This window comes from Coriobacteriia bacterium, from assembly GCA_014859305.1.
Taxonomy (GTDB): domain Bacteria; phylum Actinomycetota; class Coriobacteriia; order Anaerosomatales; family Kmv31; genus Kmv31.
On sequence record JACUUM010000035.1, the window covers coordinates 1 to 18,597 of the forward strand.

General features: G+C 71.2%; 12 protein-coding genes and 1 riboswitch. All 12 genes read left to right on the forward strand.

Annotated elements, in window-relative coordinates:
- Positions 1-997: cupin domain-containing protein (locus tag IBX62_07595; protein ID MBE0476941.1), on the forward strand; the 997-nt coding region annotated here is incomplete at its 5' end.
- Complete coding sequence (locus IBX62_07600) at positions 979-2,190, forward strand: glycosyltransferase (GenBank protein ID MBE0476942.1); 1,212 nt, start codon at positions 979-981, stop codon at positions 2,188-2,190. The genes IBX62_07595 and IBX62_07600, both read left to right, overlap by 19 nt.
- A complete protein-coding gene (locus tag IBX62_07605) occupies positions 2,190-3,563 on the forward strand; it encodes a sugar transferase (protein MBE0476943.1) in 1,374 nt (457 codons plus the stop codon). The genes IBX62_07600 and IBX62_07605 overlap by 1 nt, the downstream gene beginning before the upstream one ends.
- A 9-nt stretch (positions 3,564-3,572) precedes the next feature.
- Positions 3,573-5,786 carry an O-antigen ligase family protein gene (locus tag IBX62_07610; protein ID MBE0476944.1) on the forward strand — a complete coding sequence of 738 codons (2,214 nt, stop codon included), beginning with the start codon at positions 3,573-3,575 and terminating at the stop codon, positions 5,784-5,786.
- A gap of 12 nt (positions 5,787-5,798) precedes the next feature.
- A complete protein-coding gene (locus IBX62_07615) occupies positions 5,799-6,458 on the forward strand; it encodes a redox-sensing transcriptional repressor Rex (GenBank protein MBE0476945.1) in 660 nt (219 codons plus the stop codon).
- Complete coding sequence (locus IBX62_07620) at positions 6,455-7,183, forward strand: tetratricopeptide repeat protein (GenBank protein ID MBE0476946.1); 729 nt, start codon at positions 6,455-6,457, stop codon at positions 7,181-7,183. The genes IBX62_07615 and IBX62_07620 overlap by 4 nt, the downstream gene beginning before the upstream one ends.
- The gene (locus IBX62_07625; protein MBE0476947.1) at positions 7,180-8,376 is read left to right on the forward strand and encodes a hypothetical protein; all 1,197 of its coding nucleotides are present in this window, start codon (positions 7,180-7,182) and stop codon (positions 8,374-8,376) included. The genes IBX62_07620 and IBX62_07625 overlap by 4 nt, the downstream gene beginning before the upstream one ends.
- On the forward strand, positions 8,376-9,557 hold the full coding sequence (locus tag IBX62_07630) for a cytochrome c3 family protein (GenBank protein ID MBE0476948.1): 1,182 nt from the start codon (positions 8,376-8,378) through the stop codon (positions 9,555-9,557). Before IBX62_07625 ends, IBX62_07630 begins: the two co-directional genes overlap by 1 nt.
- 168 nt (positions 9,558-9,725) lie before the next feature.
- Positions 9,726-15,272, forward strand: a complete 5,547-nt coding sequence (locus IBX62_07635) for an Ig-like domain-containing protein (GenBank protein ID MBE0476949.1) — start codon at positions 9,726-9,728, stop codon at positions 15,270-15,272.
- An 88-nt stretch (positions 15,273-15,360) separates the two neighbouring features.
- The gene (locus IBX62_07640; protein ID MBE0476950.1) at positions 15,361-15,921 is read left to right on the forward strand and encodes a hypothetical protein; all 561 of its coding nucleotides are present in this window, start codon (positions 15,361-15,363) and stop codon (positions 15,919-15,921) included.
- Position 15,922: 1 nt separating this feature from the next.
- Complete coding sequence (locus IBX62_07645; protein MBE0476951.1) at positions 15,923-17,371, forward strand: cytochrome c biogenesis protein ResB; 1,449 nt, start codon at positions 15,923-15,925, stop codon at positions 17,369-17,371.
- Complete coding sequence (gene ccsA / locus IBX62_07650; GenBank protein MBE0476952.1) at positions 17,368-18,210, forward strand: cytochrome c biogenesis protein CcsA; 843 nt, start codon at positions 17,368-17,370, stop codon at positions 18,208-18,210. Before IBX62_07645 ends, ccsA begins: the two co-directional genes overlap by 4 nt.
- Before the next feature lie 291 nt (positions 18,211-18,501).
- Positions 18,502-18,585: riboswitch (cyclic di-GMP riboswitch) on the forward strand.
- Positions 18,586-18,597 lie beyond the last annotated feature (12 nt).

Below are 18,597 nucleotides of genomic sequence, written 5' to 3' on the forward strand. Positions count from 1 at the left end.
CGCGGGCGCGGAGGCCCCTCCGGCTGGATCGCCCGCGGCCGGCCCGCGGCCGCTGCTGGTGGAGCGCTTCGTCGAGAAGCCCGACGCGGCCACCGCGGCCCGCTACCTCGCCGAGGGCGGCTACCTGTGGAACGCCGGCATGCTCGTCGCCGGCGCGTCGCGAGTGCTGGAGGAGCTCGAGCGCGCCGGGGAGGCCGCGGCGACCCCCTCCTCCGCGCACTCGGCTCGCATCGCGAGCGTCGCCCGCGAGGTCGCCGAGACGCCGCCGGCGCGCTGGACGGGCGACGAGGCGCGCGTGGCGTTCCTCGGCCTGCCGCAGGCGCCCTTCGACACCGCGGTGCTGGAGGTCTCCGAGCGGGTGGCGGTCGTTCCGGCGGTGCTGGACTGGTGCGACGTAGGCTCGCTGCTGTCGGTGGAGCGCCTGGGGTGCGCCGACGAACGGGGCAACGTGCTGGTCGGCCGCGCGTACGACCACGACTCGCGCCAGACGACCGTCTACACGCAGGACCGCCTGGTCGCCACCCTCGGGCTGGAGGGGCTCATCGTGGTGGACACCGCCGACGCCACGCTGGTCGCCGACAAGGCGCGCGTGCAGGAGGTGCGCATGCTGGTCGAGCGGCTGCGCGAGGCCGGCGCGCCGGAGGTGGTGGCGCCCAGGACCGCCGCGCGCCCCTGGGGCACGTGGACGAACCTGCTGCAGGCCGACGGCTTCAAGATCAAGCTCATCGAGGTCGAGCCCCGGCAGCGGCTATCGCTGCAGTCCCACCGCCACCGCAGCGAGCACTGGGTGGTGGTGAGCGGCACGGCGCTCGTGACCCGCGGCGAGGAGCGTGTCGAGGTCCACCCCAACGAGAGCGTCTACGTGCCGATCGGCGAGACCCACCGGCTCGAGAACGTCGGCAAGGTGCCGCTGAAGGTGATCGAGGTCGCGGTCGGCGAGTACCTCGAGGAGGACGACATCATCCGCTACGACGACGATTGGGACCGCCAGGCCTGAAGGCGGACCGCGAGGAGCGGCGCGTGCGCGTCACCATGGTCAACAAGCACTACCCGCCGCACCTCGGCGGTATCGAGTACCACCTCCGCGACCTCGCCGAGGCGCTCGCCACGCGCGGGCACGAGGTCCGGGCGGTCGTCGCCAACGAGGGGCCCGAGCGCGTCTCCGAGACGCTCGGGGGCGTCGAGGTCTTGCGCCTGCCGAGGATCTTCGCGGTCTCCTCGGCTCCGGTCGCGCCGGCCCTCGCGCGCGAGCTGGCCGCCGTGGGGCGCCGCACCGACCTCGTCCACCTGCACTTCCCGTACCCGTGGGGCGAGCTGTCGTGGCTCCGCGCGCGCCCGCGGCGCGCGGACGGATCCCGCGTCCCGGCCGTCGTCACCTACCACAGCGACATCGTCCGGCAGCGTGCGATGCTGGCCGCCTACGCGCCGCTGCTCCGGCGCTTCCTGCGCGAGGTCGACCTGGTCGTCGCCTCCTCTCCCGACATGGTGGAGCACTCGCCGTTCCTCGCTCGGGTCCGCGGGAAGTGCCGCGTGGTGCCCTTCGGCATCCGCGTGGAGGCCTTCGAGCCGACCCCGGAGCTCGAGCGCCGTGCCGAGGAGCTGCGCGCGCGCCACGAGCGGCCGATCGTGCTGTTCGTCGGCAGACTCATCTACTACAAGGGCGCCGACGTGCTGGTGCGGGCGATGGCCGGCGTCGACGCCGACCTCGTGGTGGTCGGGAAGGGTCCGCTGGAGGCCGAGCTGCGGACCATCGCGATGGCGCGCGGTGTCGCCGGCCGCGTGACGTTCCTGCCGCCGGTGGACGACGCGGAGCTGCGCGCCTGGTACCGCGCGGCCGACGTGTTCTGCCTGCCCTCGGTCGCCCGCAGCGAGGCCTTCGGGCTCGTGCAGCTCGAGGCGCACGCGTCGGGGACGCCGGTCGTCTCCACCCGGCTGACCACGGGCGTGCCGTTCGTGAACGCCGACGGCGTCACCGGCCTCACCGTCCCTCCCGGCGACGTCGAGGCGCTGGCCGGGGCGCTGCGGCGTCTGATCGAGGACCGCGCGCTGCGCGAGCGGCTCGGCGCGCAGGCCCGTGAGCGCGCGCGCCGCGAGTTCACGATCGCGCGCATGGTCGACGACACGCTCGCCGTCTACGGCGAGGCGGTCGCGCTCGGTCCCCGGGCGGACGTCTCCGGCGGGGAGGCCTGATGTCGCGCAGGCGCTTCCTCACGCTCTCCGTCGTGCTCGACGCCGTGCTGGTCAACGCGGGGTTCGTGGTCGCCTACCTCATCCGTTTCGGCGGCGAGCTGCCTCGCTTCAACTTCGAGGCCTACGTCGCGCTGGCGCCGCTGCTGACACTCGCCTACCTCGCCGCCGGCTACATCTACGGCCTCTACGAGCCCGAGCACACGGAGAGCTCCTGGGCGGTCGCGCGCGCCGTCTTCCCCGCCATCACGCTCGGCGCCGTGCTGACCGCGGCCATCTCGTTCTTCGGCGGACCGCGCTTCTTCGCCTTCTCGCGTCTGGCGATACTGATCGCCTGGGTGCTGCACTTCGCGGCCCTGGTCGGCTGGCGCGCGCTGGCGCTGCGCCTGGGCGGCATCAGCTGGCCGGAGCAGCGCATCCTGATCCTCGGCACCGGCTCGGTGGCCGCCGAGCTCGCCGACGAGCTGCGCCGGCGTGAGGCCTGGGGTTACCGGGTGGTCGGCTTCGCGCGCTCGACTCCCGAGGAGGACCTCTCCGAGGAGGTGGCGGCGTCGGGGCTGCCCGTGCTGGGCACCGCCGAGGACGTGCCGGCGATCGTCGCCGAGCACGACGCGCACCGCGTGATCGTCGTCTCGCCTGTCCAGATCCGCGAGCTGGTGGAGGACCTGGCGCTGTGCGAGGAGACCGAGGTGCGCGTGGAGGTCGTGCCCGAGCTCTACGAGGTGTTCATCGGCACCGTGGACAGCATGGTCGCCGACATACCGCTGATGGAGATCACCCGCCGCACGGTCGCCCCCTGGTATTCGGCGACGAAGCGCGCGCTCGACATCGCCGGGGCTGCCGTGCTCCTGATCGCGCTCTCGCCGGTGCTGCTGTTCGCCGCCCTCGGCGTCGCGCTCACGATGGGCCTGCCGGTCTTCTTCGCCCAGGAGCGGGTCGGGCGCGACATGCGGAGGTTCCGCGTCTACAAGTTCCGCACGATGGTCAGGGGGGCCGAATCGGCGAGCGGCCCGGTGCTTGCTACCTCCGACGACGACAGGGTAACGCCCTTCGGGCGCTTCCTGCGGCGCTACCGCCTGGACGAGCTGCCTCAGCTCCTCAACATCCTCGACGGCGCCATGAGCTTCGTGGGCCCGAGACCCGAGCGGCCGTTCTTCGTGGAACGGTTCGTGCGCGAGATCCCCGGCTACCGGGAGCGCTTCAGGGTCAAGCCGGGGGTGACGGGATTGGCGCAGGTCGCCGGAGGCTACGCCACGACACCGGAGCGCAAGCTGAAGTACGACCTCATATACATGTATCATCAGAATCTGCCCATGGACCTACAGATCGTCGTCGAGACCCTGCGCGTCGTGCTCACGGGTCGCGGGGCCGTGTGAGAGGAACGTATGGGGAGCTCCCGCAAGAAGGCGGCGCGCCGCAAGGCCGCCGGCAAGGGCACGCAGGCGTCCTCGGCGGCTGGTAAGGGCGGCCGCCCGAGGGGCGGCGCGCCTTCCCGTCCGGTCTCGGCGGAGATGGACGCCGGGCACCGCGTCGCCTGGGCATGCCTGCACGTGCTCCTGGTGGCCGTCCCCCTGGCGATGTCGAACGCGACGTGGACGGGGGTCTGGCGGCTCCCGCTGACCTACGACCAGTTCGACATCGTCAAGGTCTTCGTGATGCGCGCGGTCACGCTCGTGGCCTACGGGGCGCTGGGCTGGTCGATCCTGATCCGAGGAGGCAAGGTGCGCCGGACGCCGGCGGACTGGCTCGTGCTCGCCTTCCTCGCCTGGGTCGTGCTCACCACCGTCCTGTCGATCCACCCGCCCACGGCGGTCTTCGGCAAGTACCGGCGGTTCGAGGGGCTCATCTCGTTCGTGAACTACGCCGCCGTCTTCTTCCTCGCCGTACAGTTCGTTGACCGGCCGTCCCGCATCCGCTCGCTGGCGCGCACGGCGTTCCTCGGCGCGGTGCTCGTGGCGGGCTACGGCGCGACGCAGGTCCTCGGCATCGATCCGGTCGACTGGGGACGCACCCTGCCGTTCGAGGCGCGCCGCGCCTTCTCGACCTACGGCAACCCCGATCTGCTCGGCGGGTACCTGGTGCTCGTCCTGCCGCTGGGGCTCGCGCTCGCGCTCGAGGAACGCCAGAGATGGTGGCGGGCCGCGTACTGGGCCGGCTTCCTCCTCGTCGTCTTCACCTGGATAACCGCCATCGTCCGGGGAGCGTGGATCGGGGGGATCGTGGCGTTGGCGATCCTGGGATTCGCCGCGTTCCGCCGGCGTACCAGGCTCCAGGCGCTCGACTACGCGTTCATCGTCGCGGTCGTGCTCATGGGCGCGGTGATCGTTTACCAGAGCCTGGATTCGCCGTCCCACGTGATGAACATCGCGAAGAGGTTCTCCACGATCCTGGACTTCAGCAGAGGCAGCGGGCTGACCCGGACCCAGATATGGCAGGCGGCGGTCGAGGCGGTGAGGGACCGGCCCCTCACGGGGTTCGGAGCGGACACGTTCAGGCTGCTGTTCCCCAAGTACAAGCCGGTCGAGTACGTCGCCGCCGCCGGCTACCTCTCGGTCGCGGACAACGTTCACAACTACCCCCTGCAGGCGATGACGGCCTTCGGCGTCCCAGGGTTCCTGCTGCTCTACGGCGTGTTCGGCCTCTCCGCCTTCAAGAGCGCTCCCGTCGCCTTCAGCCGCGAGGACGCCGGCGAGCGCTTCCTGCTCGCGGCGATGTGGGCGGGTTGCGCCGGCTATCTCGTGCACCTGCTCGCCGGCCTGTCGGTGACCGGCTCCACGTTCCTCCTGTGGGCGTTCATGGGGATCCTGCTCGCACCCGTAGCGCGGAACGTCGAGCTCAAGGCCCCGTCGTGGGGCTCGTACGCGGGGATCGCCCTGGCGGGCGTCGTACTGGCCGCTTCGATGGGCAACGCCGTCTACGTCGCGGCCGACAACCAATACCTCCGCGCGCGGCTGAGCGGTATGGGACAGGACCGCGTGGCCGCTTCGCGGCGCGCGATAGCGCTCAACCCGTACAACGACATGTACCGTGCCGAGTTGGGGCAGGCCCTGCAGTCCGAGTTCATCGACCGGCTCCGGGAAGCGCGCGCCGCCGAGCAGGCCGGCCAGGACGCGCAGTCCTACACCGATGCCGCGGTCCGGGCCCTGGGCGAGGCGGAAGCGGCGATGGCGGACACGATCGAGTACGTCCCCTGGGAGTATGACAACTACGTCTTCCTGGCCAACCTCTACAACCTCGCGGCGGACTTCGGCTTCGGCCGCGAGTACGCCGAGAAGGCCGTCCGGGCGGCCGAGCGCGGCGTCGAGGTCGAGCCGTTCGGTCCCGCCATACGGCTGCAGCTCGCCGTGGCATACCGGACGCTGGACCGGGACGACGACGCCATCGCGGAGCTCGAGACCGCGGTCGGGATGGATCCGCGCTACACCGACGGTAATCTGATGCTCGGCGACATGTACCGCGACCGGGGCCGGGACGCAGAGGCCGCCGAAGCGTACAGGCGGGTGATCGCCGTCACGAGCGCACCCGCCGCCACCCGCGAGACGGCAAGGAACTCGCTGCTGTCCGTAGAAGGAACGACCGGTACACCCGGGGTGAAGTGAGGCAATCCTGATATGAACGACCCGTGGCGCATGGGATGCGGCAACATCCCGCCGACGACGATACAGCGGCTCCCGCTCTACCTGCGCTGCCTCATCGAGGCACAGGCGCAGCGCGTACCGGTCATCAACTCCGTGGGCATCGCCGAGATGGCCGGGACGAACGCCGCCCAGGTGCGCAAGGACCTGAGCTATCTCGGCGAGCTGGGGACGAGGGGCATCGGGTACGACGTCGACGGGCTGATAACGCACCTGGCGCGCAGGCTGGGGCTCACGAAGACGCGGCGCATCGCCATCGCCGGGTTCGGGCGGCTGGGCAGCGCGCTGGTCACCTACCCCGGCTTCCAGGATCGCGGCTTCGAGGTCGTCGCCGTCTTCGAGACGGATCCGGAGAAGATCGGCAAGCCCGCGATGGACGGCCTGGCCGTGAGCAGCATCGCCGACATCGACCGGGTGGTGAGTGAGAACGACGTGGAGATCCTCATCATCGCCACACCCTCGAACCAGGCGCAGAGCGTGGCGCAGTCGGCCGCCCGGGCGGGGGTACGCGCCGTCCTGAACTTCGCGCCGGTCCAGCTCAACCTGCCCGGCGGTACGGCCGTGCGGCAGGCGGACCTATCGACCGAGCTGCAGATACTCTCCTTCTACCTGACATGCGAGGAGGCGCGGACGTGACCCAGGCCCCGGGTCCGGCCGAGGAGCGCGGCGACGCCGTCCTCGTCGGAGCGGGCGGCGGGGGGGAGGAGCGCGCGCGAGAGACCGATCGGCGCGGGCCGGCGCAGTTCGTCCCGGTGTGGCTCGCCGTGCTGGCGGTGGTCCTGCTGCTCGCCGTGGCCGGTGTCGGGGGTTACGCGGCTCGCGGCCTCCTCCGCGAGCCCACGCCCCGGTCCGCCGAGGAGCTCGAGGTCGTCAGGTTGCGCGAGAAGCTCGCCGGCGCCCCCGGAGACGTCGGGACGCGGCTCCAGCTGGCCTTCGCCTACCAGCGGGCGTATCGCTTCGACGATGCGCTCGAGACCTACGGAGAGGTGCTGGAGCAGGCGCCGGGCGATACCGCCGCGAACTACAACCGTGGCGTCATCTACCGGGAGATCGGCCGGCCGGAGGCGGCCGAGGAGGCCCTCTGGGATGTTCTCGAGGTGCAGGAGGACCACACGCTGGCGGCGAAGGCCCTCGGCGAGCTGTACGCGTCAAGACAGGAGTACCGGTCCCTGGTCGAGGCGGTGCGGCCGGCCGCCGAGGCCAGGCCCCAGATGGCCGACCTCCAGTACCTGATGGGGCTCGCCTACGAGAACCTCGGCAGGGCCGATTGGGCGGAGGCGCGGTACCGGCTGGCGTTGAAGTACGTACCGGACATGAAGGAGGCCCGTGAGGGCCTGAAGCGTGTGGAGACGGCGGAGTGAACGCTGACACGACACGAGACCCGCTGGACGAGCCCATCGAGGCGCGCGCGGAGACCGAGGCGGAGACCGCGGCGCCGGAGGGCGTGCTGCGGCGCGGCCTGACGCCCCGCCAGGCGTTCGGGATGCTGGCCGGCGTGCTCGCGGCCCTGCTCATCGCGCTCATCGTCTACCTGCTGCTCACTCTCGCGCCGGAGTCCCTCACCCTCGAGGGCGGCGACACCGTGGCGGGTCTGGAGCCCGTCCTGGTGATACAGGGGCCCGGCAAGGGTCCGGCGCCGCGCTTCGACCGGCCCATGTCGGCGGCTTTCGGGCCCCGCGGCCGCATCTACGTGTCCGACACCGGCAACAACCGCGTCTGCGTCTTCGACCGCAGAGGCGACTTCCTCTTCGAGTTCGGCGGCTTCGGTGTGGGCAAGCCGATCCCGGGCGTCGAGCCGACTTGGAAGGAAGGCCTGATGAACTTCCCCGTCGGCATCGACGTCGACGAGGACGGGACGGTGTACGTGGCCGACTTCCGGAACGACCAGATCCAGGCCTTCGACGCCGAGGGGAACTTCCTGCGCGCCTTCCCCGACCGCCTGAAGCCCGTGGGGCGGGGCGGCTCGGGCCAGGATGGCGGAGGCATCGCGGTGACGGACGTGGCGGTGCGCGACGGCAAGGTGTACGCCACCGACACGTACCAGGTCTTCGTCTTCACGACCGACGGCAAGCTCGTGCGGCAGTTCGGCAAGCCCGGCTCGGGCATCGGCGACCTCGACCACCCCAACGGGGTGGCGGTCGGGGCCGACGGGACCATCTTCGTCTCGGACTCCAACCACAACCGGGTCACCGCCTTCGACTCGGAGGGTACGCCGTTGTGGGACTTCGGCAGGCCCTTGGGCATGGCGCGTCTGACCGATCCGGCCACTCGCACGGACGACGCCGACGAGGCCGAGGAGGGCCTCCTCGGCCTGCCTCGGGGCCTCACCGTCGACGACGAGGGTCGCCTGCTCGTCGCCGACGCGTTCGACTTCCAGCTCGTGCTCATCGGGGAGCGGGGCAGGACGATCGAGCGCTTCGGCGAGAGGGGCACCGCCCCTGGCCAGCTCAACTTCCTCAACGACGTGGATGTCGACGGCGACCTGCTGCTGGTGGCCGACAAGGAGAACGACCGGGTGCAGCTCGTCCGGCTGGTCCGAACGGTGCGCCCCTGATGTCCGGGCTGGAGCGAACTGTCATTCGTGACCGCGACGAGGTAGGATGGTGCAAGGCGGCGACGCGTCTCGCCGTGCTGCCGCGTGCCTGGGGACTGGGACGGATGCCAAGGACGCTGCTGGTCACATTCTCGCTTCTCGCGTGCGCACTGCTGTTCCCGGCCGGCGCGTGGGCCTACGACGAGACCGGCAGCGGCCGGACCTGTCTGGGGTGCCACGGCACCACCCAGACGGTCGACCCGTCGGGGGAGAACGTCGCCCGCCAGGGGCCGCACTCCGGGTACGCGACCACGACGAACAAGTGCCGGACCTGCCACACGGTGCACGCCGCGCCGGCCGACGGTATCCTGCTGCTGCCCAGGGCGACCATGAAGGCGACGTGTGAGGTCTGCCACGACGGCACCGGCGGCGGGGGTGTCTACGGCACCGTGAAGGCGCGCACCGGTCAGGACCCGGTCGCCGCTCATGCCATCGACGTCACCAACGTCATCCCGGGAGGCGACGGCGAGAGCGGCGGGGACCGTTCCCAGACGTTCGGCGGGGAGGGCGGCAACCTCACCTGCACCGACTGCCACACTCCGCACGGCTCCAACACGGTCGACCCCTTCCTCGGGGACCGCCGGCGCGTGGAGGGCGAGTCGTCCGACGGCACCGGCACCGTGGGTTTCACGAGCAGCCGGCTGCTCAAGAAGCGCCCCACGGGCGCGGCGGCCGAGATCGAGAAGTACGGCTCCGACTGGTGTGCGACTTGTCACCAGGGCCGTATGAGCGGCGGCACGGTGTTCAACCATCCCGTCGAGAGCGCCGCCGAGTTCCCTGCCGCCTACTTCCACTACGACAACGTCCAGGTCGTCACCGGGATCGGCGAGCTGACGACGACGTCGGGCAGCCTCGGCAGGAGCAACCGCGGCTACGTCATGCCATACCCGTACACGACAGGTCAGAGCGGCCACAAGCCCATCTGTCAGCAGTGCCACGAGGACGCCCGCAGCGTCGGCGACGTGGTCCAAGGCAGCATCGCCGCGTCCGAGGAGTTCACGCTGTCCACCATCGACGGCCTCACCTCCGGCAATCCGCGCTTCCACACCTTCCCGCACGAGTCGGACAGCCCGTCGTTGCTCGTCGAGGTCCCGGACGACCTGTGCCTCAACTGTCACGACCCCTTGCAGCAGCTGCCGTAGCAGGCCGGAGAGGGTTTCGTGACCGCGATCGCCGCCGGGCAGGGCCGGCAGGCGCGTCGAGGGTGTGACGGGGGGCACTAAACGGTGCCGCCCCTTGCGCGATAATGGCTCTGAGGACGCGTCGTCGTCGGGGGCGGCCGTCCCGCTTCGCGGGGGAGGTCGAGAGCGGTGGGCGTATGGGGGGCGCGCCGAGCGCTGCTGCCGGTCGCGGCGATCCTCGCGCTCCTGTCCTCGGGCGTCGCAGCCGCGGGAGCGGGTGGCGCGGTCACCGACATCGGGGGCAGGAAGCCTGAGAGCGTGGATGTCTCCGGGCCGAGGGTCGTCTATGCCGACCGGCGCGACGGCGCGTACTCCGTCTTGCTGTACGACGGCGTCACGGGGTCGACGACCCGGGTGAACGACCCGTCGGTCAACGCGCTCCAGCCCTCCGTGGCCGGCCCGCTCGTGGCCTACACCGGGTGGAGTGCCGGTAGTGCCGACGTCTACCTCTACGACGCCTGGGCCGGCGACACGCGGGTCATCTCAGGCGCCGCCGACAACCAGGTCAGCCCGTCGGTGTCGTCGAGGTGGGTAGTGTGGGAGGATCATCGGACGACCTACAGCCCGCAGATCTGGGCGCACGACCTGGACACCGGGTCGAGCTTCCGTGTCGATTCCGGCTACAACGTGCCCAAGCGGCGCCCGCGGGTGGCGGGCGACATCGTCGTATGGCAGGACTGGGCGGGTCAGCCCGCCGGCCGTTTCGACTCCGACGTGAAGGCGTACGACCTCGCCGCCGGAAGGTTCATCGCGGTCGCTGACAGCACCCGGAACGAGGTCGTGCCCGAGACCGACGGCCGCTGGATCGTCTGGGCCGAGGAGGGACCCGCCGGCGACCTCGACATCCGCGCGTTCGACACGGAGAGCCGGACCTACCACGACGTGTGCGTCCAGCCCGGCGAGCAGACCTACCCCGTCGTGCACGACGGGGTCGCCTACTGGGTGGACGCCTCGTCCGGCTCGACCCACGTCGATTCCCGGCGGCTGGGCGGCGGCGACACGGCGCACTTCGAAACGTACTCCACCGGCTCCGTCACCGCTCTGGCCGCCGGTGAGGGCGGGGTCGCGTGGCTTCAGGGCGAGGGCGCGCGCTGGCGCGTGCGCGCGGCGCTGCCCCGGAGCGGCCTGCTGGTCGGGCTCGCCCGCCTGGTGGAGCCGCTCGCCCACCGGCGCCCCGTCTCTCTCGCCCGCGTGGCGGCTCGCGAGGACGACACGCCACCGCGGGTGCTCTCCACCTCGGTTGAGCCGGGGCAGCTCGGCGTGGAGGACGACTCGTTCGCCGTCTACTTCTCGGAGCCGTTGGACCCGGCGAGCGTCAACGCCTCGAGCGTGTCGCTCGTCGAGGAGACGAGCGGCGAGACCGTGGAAGCGAGCGTGAGCTACTCGGCCCTCGCCAGGGCCGTGACCGTGCGAGCGCTCGAACCGCTCGAGGGGACGTACCGGCTGGTCGTGCGCTCCTCGGTGGCCGACGAAGCCGGGAACAGGCTCGCCGCGCCGGCGGAGGCGACGTTCGCCACCGGTCCGGAGCTCGCCGACGTCACGCCGCCGACCAGGCCTCAGAAGCCCGGCGCGCGCGTCGATGGGCTCTCCGGCATCCTTGTCGGGTGGGAGCCTTCGTTCGACAGCGGCAGCGGCGTGGCTGAGTACCTGGTGTACCGCATGCCGTACCCCGGCGCCCAGCGCAGCCTGGTGACCACCGTGGCCGGCGAGAACACGTCGGTCTCCGTGCCCGAGGACGGGGACAGGAGCCGCAAGTACACCACCTACTTCTCGGTGCGCGCTCGCGACGCCGCCGGGAACCTCTCGGCGTTCTCCGGCAACGCCCCGGCCGACCCCCACGGCACATACGTCCTCGGCGCGGACACCGACACGTGCCTCATGTGCCACCGGGTCCACGGAGCGGCCGACACCGGCGCGCTCGGGGCCAAGAGCGCCGGGGCATGCTACGAGTGCCACGGGAAGACGAACGCGGCGGACCCGCCCGACACCGACGAGTACGGCCATGCCTCGACCCTGGACGCGCAAGCGGCCTTCGGCGATGACGTCTCCGTCTCCACGGGCGGGCCCGATCTGCCCGGCGGGCCCAGCATGCACCGCAACCCGGCGATGTCGGCGGGGCAGCGGGAGTGCGTCGCCTGCCACACCGCGCACCGCAAGCCCTACAACGAGACCGACGCCGGGTACGACCCCGCGACGAGCTACGGGAACCTGCTGCGCGGCAACACGGCCAAGACCGGGTCGCCCTACAGCACCGACGCGGCCACGTTCGGCAACGGCTTCTGCTTCGGCTGTCACGGGTCCGGGGTCATGACGTACATGAACGAGACCGGCGGCGCTCAGGCCTACGACAACGCGGGCGGCGACCACGAGACCGGCTTCGCGGCGAGCGCCCACAACGAGGCGGCCGTGCTGAGCACGCTCGGCGCTCCCGGGAAGCTGCAGGCGAACTGCACCGCCTGCCACAACGAGCACGCCTCGCCGAACAACGCGCTGATCGACTACCGGCAGAGCGACACGGCCGGCGACGAGTACGCCGGCGCCGGCATCTGCTTCGCGTGCCACAGCTCGACGAGCACGGAGTCGCGGAGCGCGGGGACCAAGCCGTTCACGTGGTGGGGCACGAACCGCGGCGACGTCGAGGCCGAGTTCCGGCGCGCCTCGTCTCATCCGGTCGATCCCTCGGGCTTCAAGGACGTCCCCGTCTTCGACGCGACCTTCCACCACACCACCCAGGCGCAGTTCGACACGTACACCCGGTTCCAGACGGTGACGAACGCCGCCGACGGGGACGGGTCGATCGTGCTGGGCACGACCTCGGGCACGTTCGACCCGCCTCCGCAGCCGCTGCTCTTCGCGCACAAGGGCGGGTCCGCCTACTTCGACCAGTACAAGCCCGCCGACGACGCGTGGAACACGATGTCGTTCGACCCGGCGGACGGGAACGCGCCCGGCTCCGGTTCGAGCGCGGTGTGGGTGCCGTCGCTGGCGCGCCTGTACGTCACACGCGGCGCGGCCTCCACGAACATGTGGTACTACACCCCTCCGGCTGACTCGGGTAACGGCACGTGGACGAACGCGCCCGCCACCCAGGCGGCCGTCGGCGTCGGAGGGGACAACGCCTCCGACCTCGGCAACGGCTTCGTGTACTTCACGCGCGCGAACAACACCGCGACGATCATGAAGTGGCGCGCGAGCGACCAGAGCTGGCAGACCGCGATCACGTTCCGGGACAGCGGGGGGACCACCCGCAACCTCGGCGCCGGCTCTGCCGTCGCGTACGCGCCCGGGGCCGACCGTCTCTTCGTCCTCGACCGCAACGGCGGCGCGAACGACGGCCGCCTGTACTACGTCGGCGCGCCCTCGATCAGGAGCGGCAACGTCGACTTCACTCAAGGCGTCCAGGTCGTGCGCAGTGACGGGACCACACGCTACAACCGGATGGCGCACTTCCGCGCCGCCGGGGGTGAAGAGTTCCTCATGATCATCGGAGCCGACACGGGCGGGGCCGGCGACACGATGGTGATGACCACCCTCGCCGGCACGCCGGCCAAGATGGAGCTCACCAAGTTCCCGTTCCCCGGCGCCCTGGGCGACGGCTGCGGCCTCGTCTGGGACGGTGTCGATGGAGGCTACCTCTACGCCGTACGGGGCGGTAACACGACAGGCTTCGCGCGGATCGCCATACCGGAGGACCCTTCCCTCGTCGGTGACTGGGGTGACTGGGAGGCGCTGACCGGGCCGGAGGCGCTGTGGTCGGACGCGACCCCGTGGGAAGCCGGCGCGAGCATCGCGTTCGCCGAGGCGGACCCCGAGCCGTTCACGGCGATGGGGTACTTCACCTTCGGCACGGCCACCACGGGCTACATCGACCCCCATCCGTCGGCGAACCGCTGGGGGGAGCTGGCGTGGACGGCGGAGGTTGCCGCCGAGACCGCGATCGAGGTCAAGGTACAGGACGCGAGCGGCTTCGACGTCCCGGGATACACGGGTCTGACGGAGAGCCCCGTGGACCTCTCGGCGCTGACGACCGCCGCCTATCCGCGGATACGGCTCGTCGCCGCGCTGATCTCTCCGACAGGCCTGTCGACGCCCAGGCTCGACGAGTGGTCCGTCAGCTCCGTGTACACCCAGGAAGTGCCCAGCGGAGCGCTGGCCTGCGTGAACTGCCACAACGTGCACGCCGTCCGGAAGGGGACGGCGGGGTCCGTCTGGCAGACCTCCAGGGTGAGCGACCCCGACGACACCAAGTCTCCCGCCCCGGCCACCGTCAGCGAGTTCTGCCTGAAGTGCCACGACGGTGTCGCCCCCGCCCGCGCCTTCAGCGCCACGAAGATCGTGCCGTACTCGCCCGTCTTCACCGCCATGTCGTCCAGTCCGTTCTTCCCCGGCTGGAACAAGGCGCAGAGCGGGCTGGAGTGGGGGAACGGCGGCCACGCGCAGTCTCGCGTCACCAGGATCACGCCGGGCTGCGAGAGCTGCCACGACCCGCACGCCTCGGACAACCCCAGGCTGACCGCGGCCACCGCCTACTACGTCGGGGGCTCGGCTCCGGCCGGCCACGTCGACGCCAGGCGCGACAACACCTCGGCCTACGCCGAGGAGAGGCTCTGCTACGTCTGCCACCTCGCCAAGCGGGCCTCCCCGAGCTGCACCGGAGGCGCCTGCCATCCGAACCTCGACGCGCAGCCGGACATGCAGCCCGACGTCGAGACGCCGTTCTCTCAGGTGTACCGCCACCCGGTGGAGCTCTCCGGGCGGCACAGCGACACGGAGGGACCCGAGGAGCTCGGGGCCTCGAACCGTCATGCCGAATGCGTCGATTGCCACGATCCCCACGCCACGCGCCCGGGGCGGCACGCGCAGGGCAGCAGCGTCGCGGGAGAGGTGCTGCGCGGCGCGATCGGGGTGCGCCCGTCCTACGACGGGGGCGAGTGGACGGCGGCGACGGGCTTCACGGCGGAGCGCATGGACGGCGGGAGCACCGACTATGAGGCGTACCTGTGCTTCAAGTGCCACAGCTCGTACTCGGGGCAGCCCTTCGAGGTCACGAGCGGCTCGGGCACCTACGTCTCCACGGACCTCGCGCTGGAACTGAACCCCGCCAACGAGAGCGGACACAACGTCGCCGGCGACGTGTGGCCCAAGACCGCGGGCCTCGGCGCGTCGAACAACCGCACCTGGAGTCTGCCCAACGACACGGCGTGGCTGAGGACCGGCTGGACCCGAGCCTCGATGCTGACGTGCTCGGATTGCCACACGTGGAGCGGCACCGGGGCGAAGGGACCCCATGGCACATCGACCAGGTTCCTCATCGACAGCGCCTACGCGGGCGACTACCAGACCGCGTACATCAACCGCGGCTCCACCAACGGCGTGAGCTCGAACGTCATCTGCAGCAAGTGCCACGTGAACTTCCACACGATGAACAACGCGCATCGCGAGCACGGCGACCGAGGCTCGCGGGACGCCAGATGCACGGGATGCCACGTCAAGATCCCGCACGGCTGGAAGCGTCCGCGCCTGCTCGGCTACCGCGGCGACCCCGAGCCCTACCGCGCGCTGTACCTGAACAACATCACCGACAAGAACTACTCGGGGTCCTGGAACAAGAACGACTGCGGGCAGACGGGCTGCGGGTCGCACAACACCGACGCCACGTCACCCTACTGGCCGTAGCGGCCGCACCCGAGCGGGCCCGCGCCCGATGACCCCCGCCCGAACCTCGCCCTTCCTTCCGGAGGCCCGGCACCGTAGGATGCGAGAGATGCGATCCACGACCACACGCGCGTGTCGAGGCGCCTTCGGCCGCTCCCGCGGCGTCGCGGCCGTCCTCGTCGCCGTCCTCCTGCTCGCCGGCGGGGCCGCCCACCTCGCCGGCTGTGAAGCTCGAGTGGAGGCCGCGGGCCCCGCCGAGCCGGTCATGCCGCCCGAGCCGGACCTGTCGACCCCCGAGAACGCGGCGCGCTCCTACCTCGATTGGGTGAGCCTGTCCTACCGCTTGGCGGACTCGGAGCTCTCCACCAGGACGATGACGCCGGAAGAGGGCGTGCGCGTCGACTCCTACATCGAGCTCAACCGCCAGAAGGGCAGGGCGATCGAACAGCGTCTGGAGGGGTTCGAGGTGCGTTCGCTGTCCGAGGAGGGGACATCGGCCGTGGTCGCGGCCGCCGAGGAGTGGCGGTACCGCTACTTCTCCATCGACACGCTGCGCTACGTCTCGTCCGAGCACACCGTCTCCTACGAGACCACCTACACCCTGACACGGGTCGGCGAGGGCTGGCTGGTCGACAAGGTCGAGGCCGAACCGCTGACGCCCGTGGAGTGACGTGAGCGAGCCCGCGCGCTCCCTGTGGCGCCGCCTCCGCTCGCGCAGGCTCGCGGTGGGGCTCATCCTGGCGCTGGCGGCCTACTCCGCCCTCGCCACGGCGGTGCCGCCCGACGCGACCCCCTCCTGGGCCGCGCACCCGGCGATCAGGCTCCTCGGTTCGGAGCGGCCCTTCGCAAGCCCCCTGTTCCTGCTGCTCGCCGCCGCGCTGACGCTCTCCACCTCGGCGTGCTCCTGGGAGCGGACGGCCGCGGCGCTGCGGCGCGCGCGGGGGTTGGGGATCGTCACGCCCGGCGCGCTGCGCTGCCTGCGGGCCGCGCCGGCCTTGCCCGTCCCGGCCTCGGCAGGACCGGGGGAGACGCTTCAGCGCGCCGAGGAGGCGCTGCGCGGGCTGCGTCTCAGGACGAAGCGCGGTCCTCGGATGGTCGAGGCGGTGGCGGGCCGGGCGGGGCTCCTGGGAAGCCCTCTGTTCCACTGGTCGCTGACGATGCTCTTCGTGGTCCTCGCTTTCGGCCGGCTCACCCGGGCGGAAGGTCAGATGGGGGTGCCGGTGGGAGGGTGGCGCGAGGACGTGCGCGAGTCCTACGGGATCCTGGACGAAGGGCCCCTGCACGGCGCGGACAGCGGGGTCCGCGTGGGCGTGACGGAGTTCACCGCGGACTTCACCGACGAGCACGGCGTGAGTCGCGGTCCCGCCCCGGTCGTCAGGCTGTCGCGAGGCGGCGAGGTGTTCGCGGAGCAGCGGGTCTACCCCAACCGGCCCCTGCGCCACGGCTCGTTCATGGTGCACTCGACCGACGGCTACGGCCTGTCGGCCTGGATCTCCGTCGAGGGTCCGGAAGGGGAGACGATCGACTCGGTGCAGACGATCTCGGACTTCGACACGGCCAGACCGAGCGGCACCAGCCCCACGGTGCTCTCGCTCACCGTCGGCGGCGAGGAGCTCACCGTCCGCGTCTCCCCCGTCGCGCGGGCGGTATGGCTGGGGGAGCGGCGGACGCTCTCGCGCGAGCTGCCCCGCTCGCCACGCCTCTCCGTACACATCAGCCCCTCGCGCGAGTCCGCCTCGCGCGACGTGGAGATCGGGCCGGGCGAGGCCGTCGGGCTTCCCGGCGGCTACCGCCTGCGCTTCGAGCGCCTCACACACTACGCGCGCCTGTCCGTGGTCGACGACTGGTCGGTAGCGCCGATCTACGCGCTGTTCGGCACCGCCGCCGCCGGCCTCGCGCTGGCGCTGCTCGTTCCGTTCCGCTCGGTCAGGCTGCTGCTCTCCGAGGACGGTCGGGAGATGCACGCGGAGGTCGCGCACGCGCACCGCGACGCGGCCTTCCAGGAGCGCGTGGGGGAGGCGTTGAAGAGGGTCACCGAGGGATCCTCGACCCGCGGGCCGTCCAGGCCCACGTCCGCCGAGGAGACGCCCGGCGAGCCGATGCGGGAGGAGGCGCTATGAGCTCGATGACCGCCGAGATCGTGCTTATGTGGGCCGCGGTGAGCGTCTACGCCCTCGGCGCGACGCTGTACGCGGTGGGGCTCGTGTTCGCCAAGCCCGGGGTCACGCGGTCGGCAACGGTCGCCTCGCTCTCGGGTCTCGTCCCGCACGCGCTCGCGATCGGCGTGCGGTGGGTGCGGATCGGGCACGGACCGTACCTGGGCTTCTACGAGGTCGTCTCGTCGATGGCGTTCGTCTCCGTCGCCGTGCTGGCGGCTCTCGCGCTCCGACACCGGAGCCTCGCCCGGCTCGGCGTGCTCGTCATGCCGCTCGCGTTCCTGCTCATCGGTGGGGCCATGTTCGCGCCCAAGTCGGAGCTGGAGATCACCGCGAAGCTGGCCAGCTGGTGGCTCACCGTGCACGTCGCCTTCGCCAAGCTGTCGTACGGGGCTTTCACCGCCTCGTTCGCGCTGGCGCTGCTCTACCTGCTGCGCGAGAGGCGGAAGGCCGGGCGGTTCGCCGAGTTCGCCGTCAAGCTGCCCCCGCAAGCCGTCGTCGACGACCTGTCGTTCAAGTTCGCCGCGGCGGGATTCCTCTTCCTCGGGATGATGATCGCCGCGGGGGCGATATGGGCGAACGAGGCGTGGGGGCGGTACTGGAACTGGGACCCGATCGAGACGTGGTCGCTCGTCGCCTGGGTCGTCTACGCCGTCTACCTGCACCTGCGCCTCACCATGGGCTGGACGGGACGCAAGGCGGCGTGGGTCGCGGTAGCGGCGCTGCCGGTGGTGCTGTTCGCGCTGATCGGCGTGCCGCTCGTGTACGACTCGATCCACGGAGCGTACCTGCAGGGTTACTGACCGTCAGGAGTCTCGCGGGCGGCCCTCAGGCCGCCGGGACGAAACGTCCGGTATGACCCCAGCCACGCGCACGGCCCCGGCACCGGGAGGGGAATCCGCCGCCGGTGTGACGGTGCTCACATACCTTCGTCGGATTCGCGGATACCCCAGGGGGCACGCTGGGTGCGGCTTTATCCAGCCTAAGCCTCTGAGCAGCGCAAAACCGTCGATCGTCCTTGACCACGGACTTCCGGCCTCCGGATAATCGCTGCGACCACGTCCGGACGGCGGAGGCCGTCAGGGGCCCGGAGTGGGCGATAGGGAAGCTGAGAGACGTCGCCTGCGACTGGGCACCTGGGCGGCGTGGAGCTACTGGTGCAACCGGCCGTATCGCGATCGGTGGCCGGC